Annotated in this window: 10 protein-coding genes; 1 reads left to right on the top strand and 9 read right to left on the bottom strand. The window is 34.4% G+C overall.

From position 1 onward, the window contains the following. Positions 1–98: 98 nt before the first annotated feature. The 8 genes from DR980_RS04305 to DR980_RS04340 are packed head-to-tail and all read right to left on the bottom strand — an operon-like array spanning position 99 to position 11,540. The gene (locus DR980_RS04305) at positions 99–1,895 is read right to left on the bottom strand and encodes a cytochrome c oxidase subunit I (protein WP_113634030.1); all 1,797 of its coding nucleotides are present in this window, start codon (positions 1,893–1,895) and stop codon (positions 99–101) included. Positions 1,896–1,923: 28 nt separating this feature from the next. Next, the gene (locus tag DR980_RS04310) at positions 1,924–3,081 is read right to left on the bottom strand and encodes a cytochrome c oxidase subunit II (protein ID WP_113634031.1); all 1,158 of its coding nucleotides are present in this window, start codon (positions 3,079–3,081) and stop codon (positions 1,924–1,926) included. Positions 3,082–3,100: 19 nt separating this feature from the next. Beyond that, complete coding sequence (locus DR980_RS04315; RefSeq protein ID WP_113634032.1) at positions 3,101–4,576, bottom strand: cation-translocating P-type ATPase; 1,476 nt, start codon at positions 4,574–4,576, stop codon at positions 3,101–3,103. Between the two features lie 27 nt (positions 4,577–4,603). Beyond that, positions 4,604–5,149 carry a c-type cytochrome gene (locus DR980_RS04320; RefSeq protein WP_113634033.1) on the bottom strand — a complete coding sequence of 182 codons (546 nt, stop codon included), beginning with the start codon at positions 5,147–5,149 and terminating at the stop codon, positions 4,604–4,606. Positions 5,150–5,157: 8 nt separating this feature from the next. Beyond that, positions 5,158–5,682 (bottom strand): DUF3341 domain-containing protein, encoded by a 525-nt coding sequence (locus DR980_RS04325; protein ID WP_091165797.1) that lies wholly within the window; start codon positions 5,680–5,682, stop codon positions 5,158–5,160. Beyond that, positions 5,675–7,078, bottom strand: a complete 1,404-nt coding sequence (nrfD, locus tag DR980_RS04330) for an NrfD/PsrC family molybdoenzyme membrane anchor subunit (protein WP_099714288.1) — start codon at positions 7,076–7,078, stop codon at positions 5,675–5,677. Before nrfD ends, DR980_RS04325 begins: the two co-directional genes overlap by 8 nt. Positions 7,079–7,116: 38 nt before the next feature. Continuing rightward, a complete protein-coding gene (locus DR980_RS04335) occupies positions 7,117–10,173 on the bottom strand; it encodes a TAT-variant-translocated molybdopterin oxidoreductase (protein WP_113634034.1) in 3,057 nt (1,018 codons plus the stop codon). 29 nt (positions 10,174–10,202) lie between these two features. Further along, positions 10,203–11,540 carry a c-type cytochrome gene (locus DR980_RS04340; RefSeq protein WP_113634035.1) on the bottom strand — a complete coding sequence of 446 codons (1,338 nt, stop codon included), beginning with the start codon at positions 11,538–11,540 and terminating at the stop codon, positions 10,203–10,205. Positions 11,541–11,755: 215 nt separating this feature from the next. On the opposite strand from DR980_RS04340, the gene DR980_RS04345 reads away from it, so the two are divergent. Continuing rightward, entirely contained in the window at positions 11,756–12,145 is a 390-nt protein-coding gene (locus DR980_RS04345) for an SPOR domain-containing protein (protein ID WP_113634036.1), read from the top strand. A 164-nt stretch (positions 12,146–12,309) separates the two neighbouring features. Here the strand turns inward: DR980_RS04345 and DR980_RS04350 are convergent, their stop codons facing one another. Continuing rightward, the gene (locus DR980_RS04350) at positions 12,310–13,410 is read right to left on the bottom strand and encodes a DUF6563 family protein (protein ID WP_113634037.1); all 1,101 of its coding nucleotides are present in this window, start codon (positions 13,408–13,410) and stop codon (positions 12,310–12,312) included. Between the last annotated feature and the right edge of the window lie 30 nt (positions 13,411–13,440).

Here is a 13,440-nt window from a genome sequence, read left to right on the forward strand (position 1 = left end):
AAATTGAAAACGACGCCAAGTGAAAGAATATCATTTTGATAAGCCAAAATAAAAAGCACAAAAAAAGCCTCTACTTTCGCAGAGGCTTAAATTATATTTTAGTGGTGTAAAACTACTTCACCTTCTTTCATTGGAACGTTTTGAGGTACAAAATCCACATCATGTGCTGGATTACTGTAGTCATAAGGCCAACGATATACGTGAGGAATTTCACCTGGCCAGTTACCGTGAATATGTTCAACTGGTGCTGTCCATTCTAGTGTATTCGATTTCCAAGGATTCATAACAGATTTTTTACCGTAGAAAATACTAACGAAAAAGTTGTATAAGAAAACCAATTGAAAAGCTCCACCAATTAATGCAAATGTTGTTATCAAAACGTTTACATTTTGTAAATCATCAAATAATGGGAAATTTGTGTTTGTATAATAACGTCTTGGCAAACCTGCTAATCCTATAAAGTGCATTGGAAAGAAAACTCCATAAGCACAGATTGCAGTTACCCAAAAGTGAACATATCCTAGATTCTTGTTCAACATTCTTCCAAACATTCTTGGGAACCAATGATAAATACCCGCAAACATTCCGTAAAGAGCAGAAATACCCATTACTAAGTGAAAGTGAGCTACAACGAAGTAAGTATCATGAACATTGATGTCAAGTGTACTATCACCAAGAATAATTCCTGTCAAACCACCAGTAATAAATGTAGAAACTAAACCAATTGAAAACAACATAGCTGGATTCAACTGCAAATTACCTTTCCAAAGTGTTGTGATATAATTAAACGCCTTCACAGCAGAAGGGATAGCAATCAATAACGTTGTAAAAGTAAATACGGATCCTAAAAATGGATTCATACCCGAGATAAACATATGGTGACCCCAAACAATTGTTGATAAGAAAGCAATAGCCAAAATTGACATAATCATCGCTCTGTAACCAAAAATCGGTTTACGTGAATTTGTTGCGATAACTTCGGAAGTAATACCCAAAGCAGGTAATAAAACGATATAAACCTCAGGGTGTCCTAAAAACCAAAATAAGTGTTCGAACAATACTGGCGAACCACCTTGGTAATGTAAAACCTCTCCAGCAATATAAATATCAGACAAGAAGAATGAAGTTCCAAAACTTCTATCAAAAATAAGTAATAACGCAGCAGATAAAAGAACTGGAAACGAAACAATACCAATAATAGCTGTTACAAAGAAAGCCCAAATTGTAAGAGGCAATCTTGTCATGGACATTCCTTTTGTTCTTAAATTAATTACTGTAACTACATAGTTTAAAGATCCCATTAAAGAAGATGCGATAAAAATAGCCATAGAAACCAACCATAAAGTCATTCCCATTCCAGAACCAGGAATAGCTTGTGGTAAAGCACTTAACGGAGGATAAATTGTCCAACCTGAAGATGCCGGTCCAGCTTCTACAAAAAGAGAACCAATCATAATGATACTTGACAAGAAAAACAACCAATATGAAATCATATTCATAAAACCGGAAGCCATATCTCGAGCACCAATCTGAAGCGGAATCAATAAGTTACTAAAAGTACCACTCAGAGCGGCCGTTAGAACAAAGAATACCATTATGGTTCCGTGTATCGTAACTAAAGCCAGGTAAATATCATTTGCCATAACTCCGTTTGGAGCAAATTTATCACCTAATAAAATATTAAAAATTTTAAAAGACTCTTCTGGCCATGCTAATTGCATTCTAAAAAGCATAGACATTCCTACTCCAATAATCCCCATAAAAATACCAGTGATAAGGTATTGTTTGGCAATCATTTTATGATCAATACTAAAGATATATTTAGTAATAAAAGTTTCTTTATGATGATGTTCGTGTTCGTGATCTATTGCGTGATCGTGACCTTCTGCTGACATATATGTTTACTTTAAATTTTCTTATTAATTATTTCATTGCCATTACAGCAACTCCTACAGTATCTTTACCTTTAATAGAGTCTGAACCTGAAGCTCCATCAGCAGCAGCTGGTTCAGCCAAAGCAGCTTTTACTTCATTTACAACAGTAGCCTTATCTTTTAACCAAGCCTTGTAGTCCTCAGGAGTATCTACAATAATTTTCATTTGCATGTTATAATGAGAAGCACCACAAATTTTGTTACAAAGCAATAAGTAATCAAAAGTGTAAGGATCCAAAGCTGTTTCACCTTTAGCAACTAATGCAGCACTTTTCTTAGCTCTAAGAGCATTGATATTTGCTACTTTCTCAACCATAAATGGTAATTCTCTATATTCAGCTGTAGTGTAAATTGGCTCAAAAGCAAATTGAGTAACCATACCAGGAACACAGTTCATTTGAGCTCTAAAATGTGGCATATAAGCTGAATGTAAAACATCCTGAGAACGCATTTTGAAAAGAATCTTTTTCCCTTTTGGAATGTGTAATTCAGTTACAACAATATCATCTTGTGCATAAGGATCTGCTAAATCAACACCAACGGCATTAGCACCTTCAATGTATCTTACATTCGCTTTACCAAGAACATTATCTTCACCTGAATATCTGGCTTTCCAGTTAAACTGTTGCGCATACAATTCAATTACTACTGTATCTTCATCTTCATCAACAAACATGATGTTAGTCCAAGCGTAAAGCCCGTATAAAATTAAACCTGCTAAAACTACTGCTGGTATAACACTCCAAATAGCTTCTAACTTATTATTATCAGCAAAGTAAAGCGCTTTTTGATCCTTTTTACCTCTGTATTTAAAGGCAAAATAGTGCAACAAAACTTGAGTTATAGCTTGAACAATAAAAATAAGAACCCAAGTAATATTCATTAAATTATCAACTTCACCTCCATGTGCAGAAGCTGGTGTGTGAAGAACAAGAGGTCCCCATTTAAACAATCCGTAAATTGAAAAAATGTAAATGAAAGCTAGAAAACCAAACATCAAATAACCCTGAACGTTATTGTCGTTATCTGTAGCGATTTCAGAACTATCTGTATTAGAACCAACTTGCGTCAGGTCGAATATTTTAGTCAATTGCCATAAAGCAACAGCTAATAAAACTAAAACTATAATTACCAACAAACTTGTCATCTGTTTTTTTCTTTAAATATTAATAATGAAAATGTTTACTTTCTTCTATGAAAGGATTTCTTTTTGCCAATAAAGGAACTTTAGTCATTGCTGTGAAAACAACATAAATAAATAATCCAAGGAAGAAAAGAACAGAAGCTATTTCTGAAATTCCAATAAACCACCTGTCACCAACAGTTCCTGGCATAATCATATTAAAGAAATCAATATAATGTCCAGCAAGTATTACAACTCCTGCCATAACTAAAACCCAAGTAATTCTTTTGAAATCAGTATTTATTAATATTAATAAAGGGAAAACAAAATTCATCACTACAGCACCAAAGAATGGAAGGTTATACAACTCAATTCTTGTAATATAATAAGTAACCTCTTCTGGAATATTAGCATACCAAATCAGCATATATTGTGAGAACCATAAGTAAGTCCAAAAAACACTAAAACCGAACATGAATTTCGCTAAATCATGAATATGACTTGTATTAACATATTCTAAAAACCCTCTAGATTTTAAGTATAAAGTAACTAAAGCAATAGTTGTTATTGCACTAACAAAGAAGCTAGCAAAAACGTACCAACCAAACAACGTACTAAACCAGTGTGGATCAATAGACATTATCCAGTCCCAAGACATTATAGATTCAGATACAATAAAAAACACAAGGAACATTGCTGAAAGCTTAAAGTTCTTTTTGTAATTAAGATCATCGTTAGCTTCATCTTGAGCCAAACAGTTTTTTCTAGAAAAATACTGATATAAACTCCAACCTGTTAAAAATATAGCAGCTCTAACAATCCAAAAAGGGAAATTTAAATAACCCGCCTTGTTTGCAATTAATTTGTCATTGGCAACAACTTCAGGATCTAACCATATAAAAAGGTGATTCAAATGTAATCCACACAAAATTAAAATCACAAAAAAGATAACTGAACCTACAGGTAGATAAGCCGTTATACCTTGCATTACTCTAAATAAAACAGGCGACCATCCCGCTTGAGCTACTTGTTGAATTGCATAAAAAACTAAAACTCCTAACGAAACAAGCATAAAGAAAATACAAGCAACGTACAAAGCAGACCAAGGTTTGTTTTGTAATTGGTGTAAAACATGATTTAAATGTTCCTTATGTTCAGCTTCTTCACTAACCTCGTGACCTTCTTTTTTTACTACTGGTTCAACTTGAACTTCTTCAACAACTTTAGCTGTATCAACTTTCAATGAGTCACCAGTTGGATTAACTACAGTTGTAGATTCCTCTATTTTTTTCTCTTCAGTAGCTAAGTTGTGAGCAGCATCCGATTCATGCGACGGTTCAGCTGCGGTTGACGCTTCATGTTTTGCTTCGCCATGCCCACCATGACTTTCGGCTGCAAGAAGTTTTTCAACGTCTTGAATATCTTTTGGTGCAGTTAAAAAACCATATCCAATTCCTAATACACCTACGGCCATTAAGACGAAAGAAAGAGTTTTTAATTTACTTGAAAATGTATACATATCTATTACGATCAGTTTGTTCAACAATTATAATTCGCTTTTTAGTTTCAGAACATAGTCAGTAACTAACCAACGTTCTTGGGCACTCAATTGGTTTGCATGTGAACCCATTGAATTCAAACCATACGTTATTACGTGAAAAATACTTCCTTCAGTGATCACTCTATCTTTATAACTAGGAACACCCAAGAATTTTTCTCTCTCTACCAGTTTACCTTTACCGTTTCCAGAAGCACCATGGCAACTGATACAATAAATCTCAAAAAGTTCTTTACCTTTTTCAGGATTTCTACTTAAAGAATCTAAAGGCGATTTAAGATTCGCTTTTGCTAACTCATATCCGGCAGTAGAATTTTCATATTCAAAAGGTTCAAAACCTCTATTCACAGTTCCTTCAGCTGGAAGTTGACCTTCTTTACCATCTTTAAATGCATTCGATTCAGAATAGGTTTCATACCCTACTGATTCGTACATATTTGGAAAATATTGATAGTTTGGTGCCGCATTATTATGGCATGATGAAACTAAAATAGTTATACCAAATAAAAGTGTTATTTTATATACGCTTTTCATATCTATAATTAATGCTTATCTATTACTTTAACTTCTACAGCTCCGGTGCTTTGGAAAAAAGAAATCAATTCTTCTTCGTTATCATTTACAGCAACTTCCATTAAAAAATGGTCATCTGTAGTTCTTACATCTGGATTCTCTGCTTCTTTGAAAGGCCATAATTTACTTCTCATATAAAAAGTAATAACCATTAAGTGAGCTGCAAAAAATACTGTAAGTTCAAACATAATTGGAACAAAAGCTGGCATGTTTTCAATATAACTGAAACTTGGCTTTCCACCAATATCTTGTGGCCAATCTTGAATCATAATATAATTCATCATAGCCGTAGCTACAGAGATACCAACACATCCATAAAGAAAAGCACAAATTGCTAATCTTGTAGGCGCGATACCCATAGCTTTATCCAAACCGTGAACCGGGAATGGAGTAAAAACTTCTTCAATATGATGATGAGCTGCTCTGGTCTTTTTAACCGCATCCATCAATATATCATCGTCATTATAAATGGCGTATATTACTTTATTACTCATGATGTGAATCTTTATTTGCTTCTCTTTCTCTTTTGTAATTATCTCCAGTTCCTTTCAAAATTGTTTTTACCTCTGCTTGTGCAATTACAGGGAATGTTCTTGAATATAATAAGAACAATACAAAGAAGAAACCTATTGTTCCTATGAAAATTCCAATATCAACAAATGTAGGTGAAAACATTGTCCAAGAAGATGGTAAATAATCTCTATGTAACGAAGTTACGATAATTACGAATCTCTCAAACCACATTCCAATATTAACAACTATCGAAATTATAAATGAGAACATGATACTTGTTCTTAATTTTTTGAACCACATGAATTGTGGAGAAAAAACATTACAAGTCATCATTGACCAATATGCCCACCAGTAAGGTCCAGTAGCTCTGTTTAAGAAAGCATATTGTTCGTATTCTACACCAGAATACCACGCAACAAATAATTCTGTTATGTAGGCAACCCCGACAATAGAACCTGTAATCATGATAACGATATTCATCAACTCAATGTGTTGAATCGTAATGTAAGCTTCTAGATTAGATACTTTTCTCATAATGATAAGCAAAGTATTTACCATTGCAAATCCTGAGAAAACCGCTCCAGCAACAAAGTATGGAGGGAAAATTGTAGTATGCCATCCTGGAATAACAGAGGTAGCAAAGTCCATCGATACAATAGTATGCACCGAAAGTACAAGTGGAGTAGCTAAACCTGCAAGTACTAAAGATACTTCTTCAAAACGTTGCCAGTCTTTTGCTCTACCGCTCCATCCAAAACTTAATATAGAATAAACTCTTTTGTTGAAAGGAGTAATAGCTCTATCACGTAACATCGCAAAATCAGGTAATAAACCAGTCCACCAAAATACTAATGAAACTGAAAGATACGTTGAAATTGCAAATACGTCCCAAAGTAATGGCGAGTTAAAGTTTACCCAAAGAGAACCAAATTGATTCGGAATTGGTAAAACCCAATACGCTAACCATGGACGTCCCATGTGGATGATTGGAAATAAACCTGCTTGAATAACCGAAAAAATTGTCATTGCTTCTGCAGAACGGTTAATTGCCATTCTCCAACGCTGACGGAAAAGTAATAATACTGCCGAAATAAGTGTTCCTGCGTGACCAATACCAACCCACCAAACAAAGTTCGTGATATCCCAAGCCCATCCTACAGTTTTATTTAATCCCCATGTTCCAATACCTGTAGATACGGTGTAAATTATACAGCCAAGTCCCCAAAGGAAGGCTATTAATGCGATTGAAAATACAATCCACCAATGTTTGTTTGCTTTACCTTCAACAGGCGCAGCTACATCTACAGTTACATCGTGATAAGATTTATCACCTATAACTAAGGGTTTTCTAATGGTTGCTTCGTAGTGAGACGACATAATCCTTTATATTGATTCTTAATTAATTATTTTTTGTACTAGGTATTTCTAACTTTAACGTGGTAAATCACATTAGGTTTTGTTCCAACATGCTCCAATAAATGATACATTCTTTCGTCAGCAGCTAATTTAGTTATTTCCGCTTCTGAATCGTTTACATCACCAAATTTCATTGCTCCAGTAGAACAAGCGTTTGAACATGCAGTTTGGAATTCACCATCAACGATTGCTCTTCCTTCTCTTTTTGCTTTCAAAATTGTCGCTTGTGTCATTTGAATACACATTGAACATTTTTCCATAACTCCACGAGAACGAACATTTACGTCTGGATTCAATACCATACGTCCTAAATCGTCATTCATATGATAATCAAATTCGCTGTTTTTGTTGTACAAGAACCAGTTAAAACGACGTACTTTATACGGACAGTTGTTAGCGCAGTAACGCGTTCCAACACATCTGTTATAAGCCATATGGTTCTGACCTTGACGAGAGTGTGAAGTTGCAGCAACTGGACAAACCGTTTCACAAGGTGCATGATTACAATGTTGACACATTACAGGTTGAAAAGATACTTGTGGGTTATCACCCGCTTTTTCCATTTCATTAAATGTAGATAATGAACTTGATAAACCAGCTATATTTTCTTTTCTTTCATTATCACCTTCAAAAGTACTTTCAGAAGAATAATATCTATCAATACGCAACCAGTGCATGTCACGACTCCTTCTTACCTCTGATTTTCCAACAACAGGAACGTTATTTTCAGCGTGACACGCTATCACACAAGCACCACAACCGGTACAAGCATTCAAATCAATCGAAAGATTAAAATGGTGACCCGTCGAACGGTCAAATGAATCCCATAAATCTACTTTAGTTGCTTCAACTTCTTTATGATCCAATGAAACCATTGGTTGTTCATTCCAAACGTGAGCATCTTTTGTATTGAAAATTTCTAAAGAAGTTTCTTTTATGATATCACCTCTTCCCATTAATGTTTTCTGACCTTGAACACAAGCAAACTCATGTTCTCCTCCAGCTTTCGCCAATGTTACAGACTGTACATTATTAAAACCTTTATATAAAGAGTAAGCGTTTAAACCTACCATCATTTCTTCTTTCAAAGCCGCTTTACGACCGTAGCCTAATGCTAAACCAATAGTTCCCACAGCTTGACCTGGCTGAACAATTACAGGAATATTTTCTAATTTAAGTCCATCAGCAGTAGTAATAGTAGCATAACTTCCGTTTAAACCACCATTTGCAACGATTTCATTAAAAAGCTCGTATTTCTTAGCATCTGCATTCGAAACAGTAACATAATTATCCCAAGAAACTCTTGTAATTGGATCCGGAAACTCTTGTAACCAAGGGTTATTTGCTTGTTGTCCGTCTCCCATCCCTGTTTTAGTGTATAAAACAAGTTCTAGTCCTTGAGCAACTTTTGATTGTGCTAAAGCATTGGCAGCTGCACTAAAATCAGCAGAACCACCAGTGGCAGCAGGAATCGCTCCAACATAAACACCATCATGCAATACTTTGTTCCATGAAGAACCAGCTATTATTGTTGATGAAGTCGCTTTGATATAATCGTAGAAGGTACCTGTTGATCCATTTAAAGACAACAATACATCTTGAAATTGTCTCGTATTAAAAAGAGGACGAATTGTAGGCTGAGTAATTCCATAAGTACCTTTTGTGATACTTACATCATTCCATGATTCTAAATAATGTGGAACAGCTGCAGCAACAGTACTCAATAACGCAGTCTCATCATCTTTTAAAGAAAACGCCACTGATGTTTTTACCTTTTTAAGTCCTTCAACAAAAGAAGTACTATCAGATAAAGTATAAACTGGATTTACACCACTCATTATTAATGTATGAACGCTTCCCGCTTTCATATCATTAACCAATTGAGCAACTTTTGCATTAGAGCCTTTTCTAATCTGTCTTGCTCCAGAAGTAGTGAAAGCTTCACTTACCAATGCATGGTTGATAGCCAAAACTAACAATTGAGCATTTTTATCTTGAATACCAGAAACTAATACTCCCTTTGAACCCGCAGCTTTCAATTGTTGAGCTGCTTTTGTAACTTCTGCTTTGAATTTATCTTCTAAACTTACAGCAACAGAAGAACCAGTAACGATATTATATATGTGTACTAATGCTTGTTTTTGATTGGCAGTAGACATAGGCAAACGCTTATCAGCAGAAGCACCTGACAAAGTCATGTTTGCTTCCAACTGAAAGTGACGGGACATCTTTCCTGCCTTAGGAATTCTTCCTTTTGCGTAACCTGAATCATAACTACCACCTTGCCAATCTCCAAGGAAATCAGCTCCAACAGAAACTATAAGTGAAGCTTTAGAAAAATCATAATCAACCAAAGCTCTTTCTCCATAAACTGTTTCAAAAGCATCTAATGCTTCAGATTCAGATACAGCATCATAAACAACATGTTTAGCATTTGGATTTTTACCAATAAACTCAGCAATCAACTTCTCAGTTGACGGACTGGCTAATGTATTTGTCAAAAGTACAACTTGACCACCTTTTGCAGCAGCATCAGCTATACTTGATTTAATCTTAGAATCTATAGCAGACCAAGTTGAATTTTTACCTTCAATTTTAGGCTCTTTCAAACGCATACTATCATATAAAGATAGAATAGACGCATGAATTCTTGCATTAGCACTAAACTTAGCTCCAGCAATAGTATTATTATCTATTTTAATAGGACGCCCTTCACGAGTTTTTACCAAAAGATTAGCAAAATCAAAACCGTCAAAAACAGAAGTTGCATAATAATCCGCAACTCCAGGAATGATTTGCTCCGGCTGAAGTACGTAAGGTATTGATTTGTTCACAGGACCTTCGCAAGCTGCAAGCGTAGCTGCCGCAGTACTAAAACCAACGTACTTTAAAAAATCACGACGTGATGTTGACGAAGATGACAAAGCGTCATTATTTCCTAAAAATTCATCAGTAGGAATTTCTTCAACAAATTCGTTATTTCTAAGCGCCTCAACAATAGAACTATTTTTGTCTAGTTCCTCAACACTTTTCCAGTATTTTTTGTTTGATGACATATATAAATATTAAAATCTTAATAATTTGATTAATAATGGCATTTACCACATTCTAAACCTCCCATTTGCGCTGCAGTCAATTTGTCTACACCGTATTTCTTAGAAAGTTCATCATGAATTTTAGTATAGTACTCATTGCCTTCCATTTTAACATCTGTTTTTCTGTGGCAATCTATACACCAACCCATTGTCAATGGAGCAAATTGTTTTTGAATCTCATACTCTTGAACCGGTCCGTGACATGTTTGACATTCGATTCCAGCAACAGTTACGTGTTGCGAGTGATTGAAGTAAACAAAATCAGGTAAGTTATGAATACGAACCCATTTTACAGGCTGAGTTTTTCCAGTATAAGTTTGTGTAGTTTTATCCCAACCCACCGCAGTATACAATTTTTGGATTTGCTCATCATAAAATGCTTTGCTGTATTCTGGCGTAGCAGTAGTTTCCGCAACTTCAGCTATATTTTTATGACAGTTCATACAAACATTCAACGAAGGAATTCCACCGTTTTTACTTACCCTAGCAGCAGAGTGACAGTATTTACAGTTGATTTCATTGTCACCAGCATGTATTCTGTGAGAATAATGAATTGGCTGTATCGGAGCGTAATCTTGATCAACACCCACTTGCATCAAAAATCCATAAACAAAATAAGCACTAGCCAAAAGTAAAAACACTACAGTCACTAAAACTAAAAATTGATTTCTAGCAAATGCTTTCCAAATAGGAGTCGTTGGAGTTTTCGGAGCCGTTTCAATACCATTTGCTTTCGCAACCTTAGATAAAACTTGGTTTACCAAAAACAACATCACCACTAAAATCAGCATTACAAGCGCTAAAGCACCTAATATGATATTATTTGAAACACCACCGTCAGAACCACCAGTTCCAGGAACCGCTTCAGTACCACCAACTGGTGGCGCAGGAGCTTCAGCCTTAGGCTCTGAAGTATAAGCAATGATATTATCAATATCAGCATCAGACAATTGAGGAAAAGCTGACATCACTGCCTTATTGTTTTCTTCAAAAACTTTCACTGCTTGAGCATCTCCAGATTTAATTAAATCCGAACTGTTACGAACCCACTTATGAAGCCATGAAGCATCATATTTGGCACCAACACCTCTAAGAGCTGGACCTGTTGCTTTCGCATCAAGCTTGTGACATGCTGCACAGTTTGCATTAAATAGCTCTTTACCCTTAACCGGGTCTGCACTTTGTGAAGTAGCTGAAGCATCCGGAGCAACATCTGTCGCTGCAGGAGTAGCTTCTTGAGCAAATGAAGTAAAGGAAAACGATAGCATTAAAGCTATGCTAAAAAATAATTTCCTTGAGATCGAATTATGGTTACCCACCTTTTTCATATAGTATAATGATTATCTACTAAAAATTGGCACAGTTTTTTCTAATTGCATTATAAAAACTGATCCTTTATTTTAAAACTTGGACAAAAATACGACTTAAGAACTATTCTCAAAACCTTAAAATAGTCTTAATTTCAATTTATATCAATTCTAAATAACATTTGCTATTTGGTATCAATCATTAAATATTACTTTTGCATAAAAACAATCACATTATGAGAATTTTAGCCACTCGAAAAGCCTTTTTCAACTCTATAACATTATTAATTTGCACGTTCAACGCAACTGCACAAGAAGGGAAAATTACTGTAAATCAGGACTACAAATTTGAACAATTACTAAACGAAAAGAGAAAAACAAATGTTTCCAATGCTGTAAATGACCGATATAAAATTCAAATTTTTAGCGGCGAAAGCGACAAAGCCAAAAACACACTCAATCAATTCAGACAAGAATTTAGTGAGTTAGATGGTACAATTATATTTTTCACACCAAATTATAAAGTTTGGGTAGGAAATTTCAAAACACGAATTGAAGCAGAACGCAATTTGATAGCTATCAAAAAAAGCTACACTAATGTTCATTTAATTAAACCAAATAACTAAAATTTATCTTTATTTAAATTATAGTATTCAAAATATTAACGAATAACAAATAAGCAAAAAAAGCAACTCGATTAGAGTTGCTTTTTTTTGTTTTAAATCTTTAATACTACACTTCACATAACTAATCGTATCATTCCATACAAACACTTAAAGGATATCCATTTTTATTGCCCTAAAGTTAATTGGTAATATTTTTTCAGAATGACTTTTTTAGCTAAACTGCTTTTATTACCATCCTTAAATTCTTTTAAAAGTTCCGGATGAGACGATAACAATACTTTCATCTCACTATTCGATAAAAATGATGGTTGCCCCGTATAACTATCAATAAGCATCGGAATTGACCCATCACTTGCTGAAGCAGCAATTGCAACGCCAATCAACCCAAACATCGCACCCATAGCGATGGCATTATTTGAATTATAAATTACATTCTCAACATAATACTTACCACTAATAATTTCCGTCTTGGCGTAATATCTTGAACTCGCATATTTTGATACATTAATATAAAAATCTTTGCCATCACTAAATCCATAATAATTTAGCTCTTCTGAACGGCTCAGTTTGTTAAGTAAATAAAACCTGTCTTTTTTATTTGTAATTTCAAAATCAGCTATAGATATTGGTTTTCCATTTAAAACGTCAGCATAATTTAAATAAACACCTTTAGAAGGAACATCTGTTATGGTTTTACTTTTAATATTAAAATTATCATCATACAAAATAGCAGTTTTATCTTCCTCACTTGTTTTCATATAATTTGTCAAACATTCCTGTAAAACTTTCTTCAATCGTTCATCGTGTGAACCTGTAACATCCATACCATTACTTTCTGTCGAAGCGATATAAGACCCCACTATATACGCAGTAGTATCTTTGGTTTCTATTACATCAATTGATACAGTTGCATACCCTGTTTCGGACATTGCACGCGTAAGTTCTGAAACGTACAAATCATTTACTCGGATAGAAATCTTAGATTTACTTTCCTCAGACGGACAAATAACTGCGAGATAATAAAAAAATTCAACCGGTAAAGGTTTTTCAAAATTAGCCAATACTTTTCTATTGAAACCTCCTTTTTGAACGGTTCCGATATTCTCTTTAAACTGTCTTCCATCATAAATATTTTCAACATAAAAATTAAAACTAAGCGCTTTATCTTTTTTATCTTTTAAAGACACTTTATGGAATTCGTTTTTATTTTGAGAAAAGGCAACCGTGCTAACAACAACAAAAAATAATCCAAATAATTTATTCATAAATTTAATTTTTGATACCCTATAAAAATA

It is taken from the genome of Flavobacterium psychrolimnae, from assembly GCF_003312425.1.
GTDB lineage: Bacteria > Bacteroidota > Bacteroidia > Flavobacteriales > Flavobacteriaceae > Flavobacterium > Flavobacterium psychrolimnae.